20 protein-coding genes and 2 pseudogenes are annotated in these 15,388 nt (G+C 24.7%); 11 read left to right on the top strand and 11 right to left on the bottom strand.

Going from position 1 to position 15,388, the window contains the following annotated elements; genetic code table 4:
* Positions 1 to 120 precede the first annotated feature (120 nt).
* The 6 genes from AAHM76_RS03000 to AAHM76_RS03025 all read left to right on the top strand — a co-directional run bounded on the left by AAHM76_RS03000 (position 121) and on the right by AAHM76_RS03025 (position 3,185).
* Positions 121 to 789, top strand: a complete 669-nt coding sequence (locus AAHM76_RS03000; protein ID WP_342256622.1) for an IS1/IS1595 family N-terminal zinc-binding domain-containing protein — start codon at positions 121 to 123, stop codon at positions 787 to 789.
* Positions 693 to 1,079, top strand: coding sequence for a hypothetical protein (locus AAHM76_RS03005; protein WP_342256623.1), 387 nt, complete (start codon positions 693 to 695; stop codon positions 1,077 to 1,079). Before AAHM76_RS03000 ends, AAHM76_RS03005 begins: the two co-directional genes overlap by 97 nt.
* 210 nt (positions 1,080 to 1,289) lie before the next feature.
* The gene (locus AAHM76_RS03010; RefSeq protein ID WP_342256624.1) at positions 1,290 to 1,457 is read left to right on the top strand and encodes a hypothetical protein; all 168 of its coding nucleotides are present in this window, start codon (positions 1,290 to 1,292) and stop codon (positions 1,455 to 1,457) included.
* A 21-nt stretch (positions 1,458 to 1,478) separates the two neighbouring features.
* Positions 1,479 to 1,784: a hypothetical protein gene (locus AAHM76_RS03015; RefSeq protein ID WP_342256625.1), complete on the top strand. Its 306-nt coding sequence runs from the start codon at positions 1,479 to 1,481 to the stop codon at positions 1,782 to 1,784.
* A gap of 103 nt (positions 1,785 to 1,887) precedes the next feature.
* Positions 1,888 to 2,421: a phosphopantothenoylcysteine decarboxylase gene (locus AAHM76_RS03020; protein ID WP_342256626.1), complete on the top strand. Its 534-nt coding sequence runs from the start codon at positions 1,888 to 1,890 to the stop codon at positions 2,419 to 2,421.
* Complete coding sequence (locus tag AAHM76_RS03025) at positions 2,421 to 3,185, top strand: type III pantothenate kinase (protein ID WP_342256627.1); 765 nt, start codon at positions 2,421 to 2,423, stop codon at positions 3,183 to 3,185. The genes AAHM76_RS03020 and AAHM76_RS03025 overlap by 1 nt, the downstream gene beginning before the upstream one ends.
* Before the next feature lie 66 nt (positions 3,186 to 3,251).
* On the opposite strand, the gene AAHM76_RS03030 is transcribed toward AAHM76_RS03025, so the two are convergent.
* Both AAHM76_RS03030 and AAHM76_RS03035 read right to left on the bottom strand, forming a co-directional pair.
* Complete coding sequence (locus AAHM76_RS03030) at positions 3,252 to 3,647, bottom strand: IS3 family transposase (RefSeq protein WP_342256628.1); 396 nt, start codon at positions 3,645 to 3,647, stop codon at positions 3,252 to 3,254.
* 24 nt (positions 3,648 to 3,671) lie between these two features.
* Positions 3,672 to 4,010, bottom strand: coding sequence for a hypothetical protein (locus AAHM76_RS03035; protein ID WP_342256629.1), 339 nt, complete (start codon positions 4,008 to 4,010; stop codon positions 3,672 to 3,674).
* 164 nt (positions 4,011 to 4,174) lie between these two features.
* Here AAHM76_RS03035 and AAHM76_RS03040 point away from each other — a divergent pair.
* Both AAHM76_RS03040 and AAHM76_RS03045 read left to right on the top strand, forming a co-directional pair.
* Positions 4,175 to 5,286 (top strand): annotated as a pseudogene (locus AAHM76_RS03040) (IS3 family transposase).
* 94 nt (positions 5,287 to 5,380) lie between these two features.
* Complete coding sequence (locus AAHM76_RS03045) at positions 5,381 to 5,821, top strand: DDE-type integrase/transposase/recombinase (protein ID WP_342256827.1); 441 nt, start codon at positions 5,381 to 5,383, stop codon at positions 5,819 to 5,821.
* Positions 5,822 to 5,903: 82 nt separating this feature from the next.
* On the opposite strand, the gene AAHM76_RS03050 is transcribed toward AAHM76_RS03045, so the two are convergent.
* The 3 genes from AAHM76_RS03050 to AAHM76_RS03060 form a co-directional block, all read right to left on the bottom strand.
* Complete coding sequence (locus tag AAHM76_RS03050) at positions 5,904 to 6,149, bottom strand: hypothetical protein (RefSeq protein WP_342256630.1); 246 nt, start codon at positions 6,147 to 6,149, stop codon at positions 5,904 to 5,906.
* Between the two features lie 407 nt (positions 6,150 to 6,556).
* Positions 6,557 to 7,003, bottom strand: a complete 447-nt coding sequence (locus tag AAHM76_RS03055; RefSeq protein WP_342256631.1) for a hypothetical protein — start codon at positions 7,001 to 7,003, stop codon at positions 6,557 to 6,559.
* 43 nt (positions 7,004 to 7,046) lie between these two features.
* A protein-coding gene (locus tag AAHM76_RS03060) for an IS3 family transposase (protein ID WP_342256632.1) occupies positions 7,047 to 8,110 on the bottom strand; the annotation gives its coding sequence in 2 pieces (ribosomal slippage) (positions 7,047 to 7,915 and positions 7,915 to 8,110; 1,065 coding nt in all).
* A gap of 380 nt (positions 8,111 to 8,490) precedes the next feature.
* Between AAHM76_RS03060 and AAHM76_RS03065 the strand changes: the two genes are divergently transcribed.
* A complete protein-coding gene (locus AAHM76_RS03065) occupies positions 8,491 to 8,871 on the top strand; it encodes a DDE-type integrase/transposase/recombinase (RefSeq protein ID WP_342256633.1) in 381 nt (126 codons plus the stop codon).
* 129 nt (positions 8,872 to 9,000) lie between these two features.
* Positions 9,001 to 9,084 (top strand): IS3 family transposase, encoded by an 84-nt coding sequence (locus AAHM76_RS08425; protein WP_425289455.1) that lies wholly within the window; start codon positions 9,001 to 9,003, stop codon positions 9,082 to 9,084.
* Positions 9,085 to 9,092: 8 nt separating this feature from the next.
* Here AAHM76_RS08425 and AAHM76_RS08430 read toward each other — a convergent pair whose 3' ends face one another.
* The 5 genes from AAHM76_RS08430 to AAHM76_RS08435 all read right to left on the bottom strand — a co-directional run bounded on the left by AAHM76_RS08430 (position 9,093) and on the right by AAHM76_RS08435 (position 13,891).
* On the bottom strand, positions 9,093 to 9,335 hold the full coding sequence (locus tag AAHM76_RS08430; RefSeq protein ID WP_425289456.1) for an IS1/IS1595 family N-terminal zinc-binding domain-containing protein: 243 nt from the start codon (positions 9,333 to 9,335) through the stop codon (positions 9,093 to 9,095).
* A gap of 224 nt (positions 9,336 to 9,559) precedes the next feature.
* Positions 9,560 to 11,089 carry a ribonuclease Y gene (rny, locus tag AAHM76_RS03070; RefSeq protein WP_342256634.1) on the bottom strand — a complete coding sequence of 510 codons (1,530 nt, stop codon included), beginning with the start codon at positions 11,087 to 11,089 and terminating at the stop codon, positions 9,560 to 9,562.
* Positions 11,090 to 11,320: 231 nt separating this feature from the next.
* On the bottom strand, positions 11,321 to 12,280 hold the full coding sequence (locus tag AAHM76_RS03075) for an IS1/IS1595 family N-terminal zinc-binding domain-containing protein (RefSeq protein WP_342256635.1): 960 nt from the start codon (positions 12,278 to 12,280) through the stop codon (positions 11,321 to 11,323).
* 639 nt (positions 12,281 to 12,919) lie between these two features.
* Positions 12,920 to 13,444: a ferritin gene (locus AAHM76_RS03080; protein ID WP_342256636.1), complete on the bottom strand. Its 525-nt coding sequence runs from the start codon at positions 13,442 to 13,444 to the stop codon at positions 12,920 to 12,922.
* 60 nt (positions 13,445 to 13,504) lie between these two features.
* Positions 13,505 to 13,891, bottom strand: a complete 387-nt coding sequence (locus AAHM76_RS08435; RefSeq protein WP_425289457.1) for a transposase — start codon at positions 13,889 to 13,891, stop codon at positions 13,505 to 13,507.
* A 171-nt stretch (positions 13,892 to 14,062) separates the two neighbouring features.
* On the opposite strand from AAHM76_RS08435, the pseudogene AAHM76_RS03085 reads away from it, so the two are divergent.
* A pseudogene (locus tag AAHM76_RS03085) lies at positions 14,063 to 15,174 on the top strand (IS3 family transposase).
* Positions 15,175 to 15,240: 66 nt separating this feature from the next.
* On the opposite strand, the gene AAHM76_RS03090 reads toward AAHM76_RS03085, so the two are convergent.
* Entirely contained in the window at positions 15,241 to 15,369 is a 129-nt protein-coding gene (locus tag AAHM76_RS03090) for a hypothetical protein (protein WP_342255839.1), read from the bottom strand.
* Positions 15,370 to 15,388 lie beyond the last annotated feature (19 nt).

The raw sequence follows: 15,388 nt of genomic DNA on the forward strand, positions 1-15,388 counted from the left end.
AGATTAGAACTTTTCCTAGTTAAGTTTTTAATTAAAAACTTTAATTTTGTAGAAAACTCTTGATATTTATAAAATATACCTAAAATTAGGTATATTTTTAATATAAGAGGTGAATAATTAATGGAAAAAATAATTGAAGAATTAATAAATAGTTTAACAAATGATCAATTTTTAGAATTTCATGAAAAAGTCAAAAAAGAAGCAGAATTAATTAAAAAACAAAAACGCTTAAATGAAATTGATCAAAAATTTAGGGATAAAGGTATTAAATGTCCTAATTGTAAATCTTTTTATTGTGTTAAAAATGGTCATAATCCTGAAGGAAAACAAAAATATTTATGCAAAAAATGTCGTGCTAGTTTTGATGCTTTTCGTGATCATTTTACGTATTGAAGTCATTTAAATTATGAACAGTGAAATTTATTGATTCAAATTTCATTATTAGGCCAATCTAGTAAAATGATTTCCCGCTTTATTAAAACATCACCGAAAACCGCTTGATATAATCGCCAAAAAATAATGAAATCAAAACAATTAGAAAACACCCAATTAAAATTTAAAACTTTAAATGGCCAAATTCAAATCGATGAAACATTTATTAAAGAAATCCACAAAGGTAATTTTAAAGATAAATTTGATAAAAAAAAATTCATCTTGATTCATTTTCGACCAACACTAAATGTTGTGTTCAAATGGCTGTTGATAGCAATAATAATATTTATGTTAAATCAACCAACACAAAACGATTACAAAAACAGTGAATTATTGAAAATATTAATAAACAATTAATCAAAGAAAATTCAATTATTATTTCTGACAGGAAACCATTATATTTATTAGTATCAAAACAAACAAATTCTATTTTATTAGCAACTAAAACTAGTATAAATCCTGATGCTAGTTATCGGAAGTTAAATAAAATTAGTAAATTACAATCAAATCTTAAAGAATCCTTAATTCATTATCATGGCTTAGGTTTCACGAACATTCAAAATTATTTAAATCTCTGAAAAAGAAAATACCAGCATAAAGGTTTAACGCCAAACCAACAATCAACGGTATTATATTTTAACATATAAAAAAGTTAAATAACAATATTAAAATTTTATATAATTTTCTTTTAAAGTTATCATATTGATGATTTTTTTTATTTCATCAAGAGTTTTCTACAAAATTAAAAATAATAAATATACGGTATAATATTATTATGAGAAAAGTACTTGATGGAAACTATTTAATGGAAACTATTTATAAGGATTTAAAAACTATTTATTATGTGGGGTGAAAAAGTGTCAACTTTAGGTGGGAACAATTGTAGCCAATTTTATGATAATGTTATTCGTGAATTATCAATGATTGTGAATAATGAAAAAATTATATCACATAATAATCCTGTCTTAGCATTAGAAATAAAATTGTATTATTTTATAAAAAGTTCAAAATATAATTCAACATAAAAAGATGAAATTTTGAAACTAATGATTATTGAACGAACAAAAGCCTTAGAATATAAGGCAACCGAGTTAATTAAAGAATATGCACAGGTTTATCAAAAAATTTATCAAAAACCATTAGATTTACAATATGCCTATATCTCAATCTTAAAAAAGGTAAAATATTTTTCCAAAGAACGTTATGGTGAACTATTAAATATTATTCGTAACTTTTATTGCCGTTATTTAGAGGCAATAACATTGACAAGAATTAGTGGAAGAAATTATTGCCGAATCGTAACGAAGAATGCAGGCTGTTTTTTTCAAAGAAAGCAACAACGTAATAATTAAAAATCGATATATTTATGTTAATATATCGATTTTTAATTATATAATTATAACAATGATTGAGGTGCTAAAATGGCAAAAATTATTTTAGTTATTACGGGAAGCATTGCATACTGTATTAACATGAACAAACTGTTCCTTAACAACAATTGTTGGTGATTGTGATTTTCCAATTTATTATGAGCATGTTAAAGCAAACACAAACGATGAAATGTTAACGGCAATGTTAAAAACGTATAAAGAACAAGACATTTTTATTGCATGTGCTGCTTTAAATGATTATCAAGTTGCGGTTCATATTAAAGGAAAAATTAGTAAGCGAAAAAATCCTCAACTTGCTGTGTCATTACTTCCTAATGTTGATGTCTTATCTGAATTAGGTAAGTTAAAACAGCAGCAAATTTTAGTTGGTTTTAGTGCTCAAAATAATTTTGATTTAGATTATGCTCACCAAAAGTTAATTGACAAAAATTTAGATTTAATTATTATCAATCAAATTAATGTTATGGGTGCTGATCAAAATAAAATCATTTTATTAACAAAAAAAGGGCATCAACAAATTCCTGGTCAAAACAAAATTATTATTGCAAAAGAAATTTTAGCAGCAATTAGTGAATTAATAAAGGAGCGAACACAATAATGAAATTATTAGTTGATATTGGTAATACAGCAATTAAATTTGCAATTCTTAATTCTCAAAAAAAGATTATTGTTTTTTTAAAAATGTCTAGTAGCGAATTAGTTGCTGAAAAGAATTTTCGGCAAAAAATAATAACTGGTTTAAGTACAATAAAATTAGTTTTAAAAGATCTTACATTATTAGCTTTATCTTCTGTTCGTCCAATGTGAGATGATTTATTTTATCAATTGGCTGAAGATTTAAAAATTCCTTTTTATCAAGTTAAAAAAAATTTGTTTACTGATCGGTTAAAAACAGACATTCCTAATCTTCGTAATCTTGGTGCTGATTTAATTGTTGGTTCATATGCAACATTAGCTTTATTTACTAAACAAGATATTATTTTAGTTAATATGGGAACAGCAACAACAATTTCATTACTAAAACAAGGAATTCTCTTAGGAACAATTATTATGCCAGGTTTAGAAACAGCAGCAGAAGCTTTATTTGAACGTGCACAATTATTACAAAAATTTGATTTTTCTTATGACAATGCGATTTTAGGAAAAAATACTAAACAAGCAATCAATATTGGATTAGTCAATGGTCATTTATTAGCAATTACTGCTTTTGTTAACCAACTTGCAACTGAAGCAATAAAACCACAAGTAATTTTAACAGGAGGTAATGCTCTTTACATTAAAAAATTAGTTAATTACAATTATGATAAAGATTTACTTTTTAAAGGGCTAGTTACCATTTTACAAGATAATAAATTATTATAAAAAATAGGACTAAATGAATATGTCAAGAAAAGTAGAATGGAATGGCAACACTTTTTAGGACACTTTTTATATAGACATTTGTTTTCTAAAAGTAACTGGAGATAAATAATTTAAACTGCCATGAATTCGAATATTGTTATATCAATGCACAAAAAAAAGTTCGTATTTTAATTGTGTTAAATTTTTAAATTTTTTACCCTTAATAAATTCAGTTTTAAAAGTTTTGTAAGTTGTTTCAGCCACAGCATTATCATAAGGGCAGACTTTATTGCTTAATGATCTTTTAATATTAAAAGTTATTAAAATTTCATCAATGATTTTATTTTTAAACTCATTACCACGATCAGTATGAAATAGATTTATTTGATTTAATGGTCGTGTTATTTTATGAAAAGCTTGTTGGACCAGTTCGGCTGTTTTATTCGGCCCAGCACTATAACCAATTATTTCACGATTAAACAAGTCAATTAATAAACAAATATAATGTTATTTAGCGCCAACTTGAACATATGTTAAATCACTAACAATAACTTCATTAGGTTTTTTGTTGTTAAATTGACGATTTAAAATATTATTAATTTGATCATTATTGACTGTTGTTTTATGATTATGATATTTTAATTTGGTGTATTTAGAAACCAAATTATTTTTGATCATAAAGAATCTGATTTTTCGCCGCGATAAGATGATATCTTTTCTGTTTAAAATAACTTTAATTTTGTGACTTTTATTAAAGGCACTGATAATTTCTTGTTCATAATTATTAACTTGCTTGTTAATACATTTATTAGTTTGATAATAATACGTTGATTTTGATAAACCCAAAATCTTACATATTTTTCTTACTGAATATTTTGTTTTGTTGTTATTAATTATTGTTATTTTTTGGCCATTATCAGTGCGGCTTGTGGATAGGCTACAATTATTAGGACCATAATTATATAGACTTCAAAATTAGATAAAATTATTAAGAAAGAAGGAATATAAAAATGGGAAATAAAACTTCATACTCTGAAGAATTTAAAAAACAAATTGTCATGCTATATAAAAATGGTAAAAGTGTTATTAATCTAGGGCAAGAATATAATTTACCAAAACCAACTATTTATAGTTGAGTTAAAAATTATAATAATTCTGGTTCATTTAAAGCAAAAGACAATCGCACACTAGAAGAAAATGAATTAATTTACTTTCGAAAAGAAAACAAACAATCACGAATGGAAAATGACATTTTAAAGCAAGCCGCACTGATAATGGCCAAAAAATAACAATAATTAATAACAACAAAACAAAATATTCAGTAAGAAAAATATGTAAGATTTTGGGTTTATAAAAATCAACGTATTATTATCAAACTAATAAATGTATTAACAAGCAAGTTAATAATTATGAACAAGAAATTATCAGTGCCTTTAATAAAAGTCGCAAAATTTATGGGGCTCGCAAAATTAAAGTTATTTTAAACAGAAAAGATATCATCTTATCGCGGCGAAAAATCAGATTCTTTATGATCAAAAATAATTTGGTTTCTAAATACACCAAATTAAAATATCATAATCATAAAACAACAGTCAATAATGATCAAATTAATAATATTTTAAATCGTCAATTTAACAACAAAAAACCTAATGAAGTTATTGTTAGTGATTTAACATATGTTCAAGTTGGCGCTAAATGACATTATATTTGTTTATTAATTGACTTGTTTAATCGTGAAATAATTGGTTATAGTGCTGGGCCGAATAAAACAGCCGAACTGGTCCAACAAGCTTTTCATAAAATAACACGACCATTAAATCAAATAACTCTATTTCATACTGATCGTGGTAATGAGTTTAAAAATAAAATCATTGATGAAATTTTAATAACTTTTAATATTAAAAGATCATTAAGCAATAAAGGCTGCCCTTATGATAATGCTGTGGCTGAAACAACTTACAAAACTTTTAAAACTGAATTTATTAAGGGTAAAAAATTTAAAAATTTAACACAATTAAAATACGAACTTTTTGATTTTGTGCATTGATATAACAATATTCGAATTCATGGCAGTTTAAATTATTTATCTCCAGTTACTTTTAGAAAACAAATGTCTATATAAAAAGTGTCCTAAAAAGTGTTGCCATTCCATTAATCGTAAATTCAATGATATAAAAACAAGGTTTTCAGTACTATATACTGATGTAACATATTTAATTTGAAAAGGAGAAAGATATTATCAATCAACAATTATTGATGGATATACTAAAAAAATAGTTGATGTAAAGTGATCTAAATATAATGACAATAAATTAGTAATGGATAATTTAAATGATGCAATTAATAAAATAAAATTAATAAAAAAAGATCTGAATGGAATAATAATTCACTCAGATCACGGATATCAATATACATCCACTATTTATCACGATAAATGTTTATCTAACGGTATTATAATTTCAATGGGGAAAAAATACCACTGTGCAGATAATATTGTTATAGAAAGTTTTCATTCATTACTTAAGAAAGCTACAATCCATAATAAAATATATAATTCACATGAAGAATATATACAAGATGTTATAAAATGAAATACATGATATTCAAATCGTAAAGAAAAAGATATAATTAAAAAAATAGTAAATACTTTTTATTAGTACTTACTAAAATGGGTGCACTATACTTTGCCATTTAAATAATGCTATTTAGGAATAAAGTGTTCTTTTTAGTTTTTTAAAATTATTGCAATTTAATAAGTTTATTTTTAGTTGCTTTCTTTTTATTTTTTAAATAAAGACGAGTATAATAAATTACTTGTGCTAATAATATAACAAAAATATTGATAAACGCGAATAAACTACAATGTCAAGGTGTTTGTGGTAAAGCAAACACAGCAATTAATAATGATAACGCATAAGAATTTAAGATTCCCCAAATTGTAATTTTATGTCATAATTTTAGTTTTCTTTTTTGACCTTTTTTCATACTTGTGACCTTTCTTTGAATTTTTCCATATTCAATATGTGTAAAATTACACTTAGTATCATTTTATCCTAAAAATATTAGATTTTTTTTTAATTTTGTTTTAATTTTGTAGAAAACTCTTGATGAAATAAAAAAATCATCAATATGATAACTTTAAAAGAAAATTATATAAACTTTTAATATTGTTATTTAACTTTTTTATACGTTAAAATATAATACTGATGATTGTTGGTTTGGCGCTAAACCTTTATGCTGGTATTTTCATTTTCAGAGATTTAAATAATTTTGAATGTTCGTGAAACCTAAGCCATGATAATGAATTAAGGATTCTTTAAGATTTGATTGTAATTTACTAATTTTATTTAACTTCCGATAAATAGCATCATGATTTGCAATAGTTTTAGTTGCTAATAAAATATAATTTGTTTTTTTGCTACTAATAAATATAATGGTTGCATGTCAGAAATAATAATTGAATTTTCTTTGATTAATTGTTTATTAATATTTTCAATAATTCACTGTTTTTGTAATCGTTTTGTGTTGGTTGATTTAACATAAATATTATTATTGCTATCAACAGCCATTTGAATACAACATTTAGTGTTGGTTGAAAATGAATCAAGATGAATTTTTCTTTTATCAAATTTATCTTTAAAATTACCTTTGTGGATTTCTTTAATAAATTTTTCATCGATTTGAATTTGGCCATTTAACGTTTTAAATTTTAATTGGGTGTTTTCTAATTGTTTTGATTTCATTATTTTTTGGCGATTATATCAAGCGGTTTTCGGTGATGTTTTAATAAAGTGGGAAATCATTTTACTAGATTGGCCTAATAATGAAATTTGAATCAATAAATTTCACTGTTTGGAATGGCAACACTTTTTAGGACACTTTTTATATAGACATTTGTTTTCTAAAAGTAACTGGAGATAAATAATTTAAACTGCCATGAATTCGAATATTGTTATATCAATGCACAAAATCAAAAAGTTCGTATTTTAATTGTGTTAAATTTTTAAATTTTTTACCCTTAATAAATTCAGTTTTAAAAGTTTTGTAAGTTGTTTCAGCCACAGCATTATCATAAGGGCAGACTTTATTGCTTAATGATCTTTTAATATTAAAAGTTATTAAAATTTCATCAATGATTTTATTTTTAAACTCATTACCACGATCAGTATGAAATAGAGTTATTTGATTTAATGGTCGTGTTATTTTATGAAAAGCTTGTTGGACCAGTTCGGCTGTTTTATTCGACCCAGCACTATAACCAATTATTTCACGATTAAACAAGTCAATTAATAAACAAATATAATGTCATTTAGCGCAAACTTGAACATATGTTAAATCACTAACAATAACTTCATTAGGTTTTTTGTTGTTAAATTGACGATTTAAAATATTATTAATTTGGTCATTATTGACTGTTGTTTTATGATTATGATATTTTAATTTGGTGTATTTAGAAACCAAATTATTTTTGATCATAAAGAATCTGATTTTTCGCCGCGATAAGATGATATCTTTTCTGTTTAAAATAACTTTAATTTTGCGAGCCCCATAAATTTTGCGACTTTTATTAAAGGCACTGATAATTTCTTGTTCATAATTATTAACTTGCTTGTTAATACATTTATTATTTTGATAATAATACGTTGATTTTGATAAACCCAAAATCTTACATATTTTTCTTACTGAATATTTTGTTTTGTTGTTATTAATTATTGTTATTTTTTGGCGATTATCAGTGCGGCTTGCTTTAAAATGTCATTTTCCATTTTCAAGTCTTTAAGTTCTTTTCGCAAAGTTATTATTTCATTTTCTTCTAGTGTGCGATTGTCTTTTGCTTTAAATGAACCAGAATTATTATAATTTTTAACTCAACTATAAATAGTTGGTTTTGGTAAATTATATTCTTGCCCTAGATTAATAACACTTTTATCATTTTTATATAGCATGACAATTTGTTTTTTAAATTCTTAAGAGTATGAAGTTTTATTTCTCATTTTTATATTCCTTCTTTCTTAATAATTTTATCTAATTTTGAAGTCTATATAATTATGGCCCTAATAATTGTAGCCTATCCACAAGCCGCGCTGATAATGGCTAAAAAATAACAATAATTAATAACAACAAAACAAAATATTCAGTAAGAAAAATATGTAAGATTTTGGGTTTATCAAAATAAACGTATTATTATCAAACTAATAAATGTATTAACAAGCAAGTTAATAATTATGAACAAGAAATTATCAGTGCTTTTAATAAAAGTAGCAAAATTAAAGTTATTTTAAACAGAAAAGATATCATCTTATCGCGGCGAAAAATCATATTCTTTATGATCAAAAATAATTTGGTTTCTAAATACACCAAATTAAAATATCATAATCATAAAACAACAGTCAATAATGACCAAATTAATAATATTTTAAATCGTCAATTTAACAACAAAAAACCTAATGAAGTTATTGTTAGTGATTTAACATATGTTCAAGTTGGCGCTAAATGACATTATATTTGTTTATTAATTGACTTGTTTAATCGTGAAATAATTGGTTATAGTGCTGGGCCGAATAAAACAGCCGAACTGGTCCAACAAGCTTTTCATAAAATAACACGACCATTAAATCAAATAACTCTATTTCATACTGATCGTGGTAATAAGTTTAAAAATAAAATCATTGATGAAATTTTAATAACTTTTAATATTAAAAGATAATTAAGCAATAAAGGCTGCCCTTATGATAATGATGTGGCTGAAACAACTTACAAAACTTTTAAAACTGAATTTATTAAGGGTAAAAAATTTAAAAATTTAACACAATTAAAATAAGAACTTTTTGATTTTGTGCATTGATATAACAATATTCGAATTCATGGCAGTTTAAATTATTTATCTCCAGTTACTTTTAGAAAACAAATGTCTATATAAAAAGTGTCCTAAAAAGTGTTGCCATTCCAGTGGGAAATCATTTTACTAGATTGCCCTAATAATGAAATTTGAATCAATAAATTTCACTGTTCATAATTTAAATGACTTCAATACGTAAAATGATCACGAAAAGCATCAAAACTAGCACGACATTTTTTGCATAAATATTTTTGTTTTCCTTCAGGATTATGACCATTTTTAACACAATAAAAAGATTGACAATTAGGACATTTAATACCTTTATCCCTAATTTTTGATCAATTTCATTTAAGCGTTTTTGTTTTTTAATTAATTCTGCTTCTTTTTTGACTTTTTCATGAAATTCTAAAAATTAATCATCTGTTAAACTATTTATTAATTCTTCAATTATTTTTTCCATTAATTATTCACCTCTTATATTAAAAATATACCTAATTTTAGGTATATTTTATAAATATCAAGAGTTTTCTACAAAATTAAAGAAAAATTTTATTCTTTAAACAACAGTTTCCGTAACTCGCAATTCGCGGATAACTGTAATAACAATATCACCAGGAATTGCTTTTGCTTGTTTAATTTTTTCCTTAATATCAAGCGCAATTTTATGAGTACGAGCGTCATCATTAATAATTGGATTAACAATAACTCGAATTTGTCGTCCTGCTTGTAAAACATAAGCTGATTGGACACCATGGACTGTTTGACAAATTTTTTCTAACTCATTCATTCGAGCAATATAATTTTCAAGAGTATTATTGCGACTACCTGGACGAGCAGCTGACAACGTATCAGCAGCTGATACTAAAACAGAATAAGGATTAGTTACTGGTACTTCGCCATGATGCGAAGCGATTGCATTAATAATAATTGGATGTTCATTACATTTTATTGCAATTTGAACACCTAAAGTAACATGACTTCCTTCATTTTCAAAATCAACCGCTTTTCCAATATCGTGTAATAATCCGGCGCGCATTGCAATTGCAGGGTCTAACCCCAGTTCACCAGCCATTATTGCTGCTAATTTTGCTACTTCGACAGAATGTAACAAGACATTTTGGCCATAACTAGTTCGATATTTTAAAATTCCTAAGTGACGAATTAATTCAATATCTAAATTATCAATTGCTAATTCAGCCGCAATTTCTTTTCCTGCTTCAAGAATTGTCATTTCGATTTCTTCTTGTTCTAATTTGATTGTTTCTTCAATTCGTGTTGGCTGAATTCGGCCATCAAGTAATAATTTTTCTAAAGTTTTTTTTGCAATTTCCCGGCGAATTGGGTTAAAAGATGAAATTTGTACAACATTAGGTGTATCATCAATAATTAAATCAACCCCTGCCGCTATTTCAAATGTACGAATATTACGTCCATCTTTTCCAATAATTCGTCCTTTCATATTATCATCTTCTAAATAAATTGAAGTTATTGTTTTTTCTGCCCCAACTTTTGCTGCATAATGTTCAATTGCAGTAGTAATAATGTTAATGGCTGTTTGTTTGGCATTAATTTTTGCAGTATTTTCAGCATTTCGTAAAAATTCACCAATTTCCTTTTGATACCGATCACTTATTTCTTTAAAAAGAACATCTTTTGCTTCTTCAATTGAATATCCGGCAACTTTTTCAAGTTGATGAAGATTCCGTTCTACCATTTCTTGATAATAGTTAATCTTTCCTTGCAATTCTTCTTTCTTGTGAAACAATTCTTGCTCTTTGCCATTTAATACTTCTTCTCTCTCAACAATTAAACGTTCTCTATCTACTAAAAATTTTTCGGTCAATAAAAATTCTTCACGTTTGTGAGTTAATTCATCTTTCATTTCTTGCCTAATTTGTGCTGCTTCAACGCGCCCATCTGCTTTAGCGGCCTTAATAATTTTTTTCGCTTTATCTTCTGCTTGTTTAATTTTTAATTTTGTTTTTTTGATTAATTTAAATTTTAAATATTTTTCAAATAAATATCCAAGAAAGTAAGAACCTATTGCAACAGCAATAAGGATAATTACTCATATGTGTGTTTGCATAATTATTTCTCCTTTACTTAAAAGATTAAGTAAGAAGTATTAATTTTAAATATATAAGTGGAATACTACCAATGAAATCATTGCCACATATCATTATACTCTTTTTTAGAAAAATTTTCGCAGAAGATTTTTTTAATTTTGTAGAAAACTATTGATGAAATAAAAAAAATCATCAATATGATAACTTTAAAAGAAAATTATATACACTTTTAATATTGTTATTTAACTTTTTTATACGTTAAAATATAATACCGATGATTGTTGGTTTGGCGTTAAACCTTTATGCTGGTATTTTCATTTTCAGAGATTTAAATAATTTTGAATGTTCGTGAAACCTAAGCCATGATAATGAATTAATGATTCTTTAAGATTTGATTGTAATTTACTAATTTTATTTAACTTTCGATAACTAGCATCAGGATTTGTACTAGTTTTAGTTGCTAATAAAATATAATTTGTTTGTTTTGCTACTAATAAATATAATGGTTGTTTGTCAGAAATAATAATTGAATTTTCTTTGATTAATTGTTTATTAATATTTTCAATAATTCACTGTTTTTGTAATCGTTTTGTGTTGGTTGATTTAACATAAATATTATTATTGCTGTCAACAGCCATTTTAACACAACATTTAGTGTTGGTTGAAAATGAATCAAGATGAATTTTTCTTTTATCAAATTTATCTTTAAAATTACCTTTGTGGATTTCTTTAATAAATGTTTCATCGATTTGAATTTGGCTATTTAACGTTTTAAATTTTAATTGGGTGTTTTCTAATTGTTTTGATTTCATTATTTTTTGGCGATTATATCAAGCGGTTTTCGGTGATGTTTTAATAAAGTGGGAAATCATTTTACTAGATTGGCCTAATAATGAAATTTGAATCAATAAATTTCACTGTTCATAATTTAAATGACTTCAATACGTAAAATGATCACGAAAAGCATCAAAACTAGCACGACATTTTTTGCATAAATATTTTTGTTTTCCTTCAGGATTATGACCATTTTTAACACAATAAAAAGATTGACAATTATGACATTTAATACCTTTATCCCTAAATTTTTTGTCAATTTCATTTAAGCGTTTTTGTTTTTTAATTAATTCTGCTTCTTTTTTGACTTTTTCATGAAATTCTAAAAATTGATCATCTGTTAAACTATTTATTAATTCTTCAATTATTTTTTCCATTAATTATTCACTTCTTATATTAAAAATATACCTAATTTTAGGTATATTTTATAAATATCAAGAGTTTTCTACAAAATTAAAGAAAGATTTCAATTTTATACGAATATTTTTTCATTTCAACCATATATTTTAATATTTTTTTATTATTTTTATTAATTTTTAATCTAATTTTAATCAATTTCAACGTTATATTTCTTTTTAATTTCATTAGTAAAAAAAATCATTTAATATTTTTCAATTATCTGTTTGCTTTTCTTCTCTTGTGTTGCTAAAATTCAATAAGCAAAAGCTTCAGCAAATAATTCTGCATTGTTTTCTGATCCATAGCGATATTCTACTATATTAAATAAATTTAATCGTATAAAGAAAATAAGATTTTTAGAAAAATAAGAAAAAAAATACCTTTTTAATTTATTGAACTAAATAACATTTAAAAATAAAAACCCTTATTTTCTTTATACGACCATTTATTTTTATAATTTAATTATTAACAACCTAAACCTTTTCATTTTTATTTAGTAATTTTACTATACATAAATATTAATATATATTATTACTTAGTTAATAGTTTTTGTTGCATTTGCAATTACAATTTACAAATGAAAAAAATGTTTTTTCTTAAAAAGAAAAAACATTTTTTTATGCACGGGGACTAAAAGGGTCAATAACTGTTAAAGTATCTGGTTCTTCTTTTTCTCCCATTTTTCGATCAATTTTATAATAACTATTATTTGACATTTTAATTCATTCAATAATATCTTTTACTTCAGCTAATTCTTCATAAAAGTCAATAATAAATCAATCATAAAATTTATAAGTAACTAAATCACCAACTTTATTGGCATGCTGTGCTAATTTATTTGTTAATTCAGCAAAATATGCTCGTTTTGTTTGATAGGTTTCCATTAATTCAATAATATTTTTAATATCTTTATATTCTTCAGCAATATTTTTAATTTGATAATGTCCATCACGGTCTAAAACAAAATTTATAATTCGACGTTGATGTAAAACTTCATCTTGTGCTTGAACTTGGAAATAATGGCTAAAGCCAGGAAACCCTAACTTATCAGCGGCTGAACTTAAATTATAGCAAAAGAATTGTATTTTAATGTGTTCATCAATATAATGTTGTAAATCTTTTTCAATGTCGTTTGTTAACATAATTTTTCCTCTCTTTCTATTCTTATTGTACTGGAATTGCAAGGGTTTTTTGGACAAATTTTATGTAGAATAATAATTTCTGTATTGCACTGGTGTTAAATAATTTAGTTTGCTATGAATTCGAATATTATTGTACCAATTAATGTAATCAAATAATTCTAATTTAAACTGCTCAACGTTTTTAAATTTATTATTTTTAATAAATTCAGTTTTAAAAATTTTGTATGTTGATTCCGCAACAGCATTGTCATAATGACAACCTGGTTTACTGTAAGATTTTTGAATCCCATTTTTAACTAACAGGTTATAAATAATAAGATTATTATTGAATTCACTGCCTTGATCAGTGTGAAATATTTTAATATTGCTTAATGAAAATTGAAGTTTATTAAAGCTGATTTCAACTAATTTGGCATTTTTGTGTAAACTAACATCATAACCAATAATTTATCGATTAAATAAATCAACTAAGAAACAGACATAATATCATTTGTTACTAATAAAAACATAGGTTATGGATAGGATACAATTATTAGACTGGATAGGCTACAATTATTAGGACCATAATTATATAGACTTCAAAATTAGATAAAATTATTAAGAAAGAAGGAATATAAAATGGGAAATAAAACTTCATACTCTGAAGAATTTAAAAAACAAATTGTCATGCTATATAAAAATGGTAAAAGTGTTATTAATCTAGGGCAAGAATATAATTTGCCAAAACCAACTATTTATAGTTGAGTTAAAAATTATAATAATTCTGGTTCATTTAAAGCAAAAGACAATCGCACACTAGAAGAAAATGAAATAATAACTTTACGAAAAGAACTTAAAGACTTGAAAATGGAAAATGACATTTTAAAGCAAGCCGCACTGATAATGGCCAAAAAATAGCAATAATTAATAACAACAAAACAAAATATTCAGTAAGAAAAATATGTAAGATTTTGGGTTTATCAAAATCAACTTATTATTATCAAAATAATAAATGTATTAACAAGCAAGTTAATAATTATGAACAAGAAGTTATCAGTGCCTTTAATAAAAGTCGCAAAATTTATGGGGCTCGCAAAATTAAAGTTATTTTAAACAGAAAAGATATCATCTTATCGCGGAGAAAAATCAGATTCTTTATGATCAAAAATAATTTGGTTTCTAAATACACCAAATTAAAATATCATAATCATAAAACAACAGTCAATAATGACCAAATTAATAATATTTTAAATCGTCAATTTAACAACAAAAAACCTAATGAAGTTATTGTTAGTGATTTAACATATGTTCAAGTTGGCGCTAAATGACATTATATTTGTTTATTAATTGACTTGTTTAATCGTGAAATAATTGGTTATAGTGCTGGGCCGAATAAAACAGCCGAACTGGTTCAACAAGCTTTTCATAAAATAACACGACCATTAAATCAAATAACTCTATTTCATACTGATCGTGGTAATTAGTTTAAAAATAAAATCATTGATGAAATTTTAATAACTTTTAATATTAAAAGATCATTAAGCAATAAAGGCCGCCCTTATGATAATGCTGTGGCTGAAACAACTTACAAAACTTTTAAAACTGAATTTATTAAGGGTAAAAAATTTAAAAATTTAACACAATTAAAATACGAACTTTTTGATTTTGTGCATTGATATAACAATATTCGAATTCATGGCAGTTTAAATTATTTATCTCCAGTTACTTTTAGAAAACAAATGTCTATATAAAAAGTGTCCTAAAAAGTGTTGCCATTCCATGTTTAATTTTCCTTTTTTATGATTTATTCATCAAGATTATACTGTATTTGCATTTATATTATATTGTTTTGCTACTATTCAACAACTTTTTTGTTTAATTTCCTCAATGATTTTTGTTCTAAATTCTGATGTATATTTGTTATATTTTTGTCCTTTTTTTGCCATATAAAAATGCACCCCCTAT

It is taken from the genome of Spiroplasma endosymbiont of Poecilobothrus nobilitatus, from assembly GCF_964030655.1.
Classification (GTDB): Bacteria; Bacillota_I; Bacilli_A; order Mycoplasmatales; family Mycoplasmataceae; genus Spiroplasma.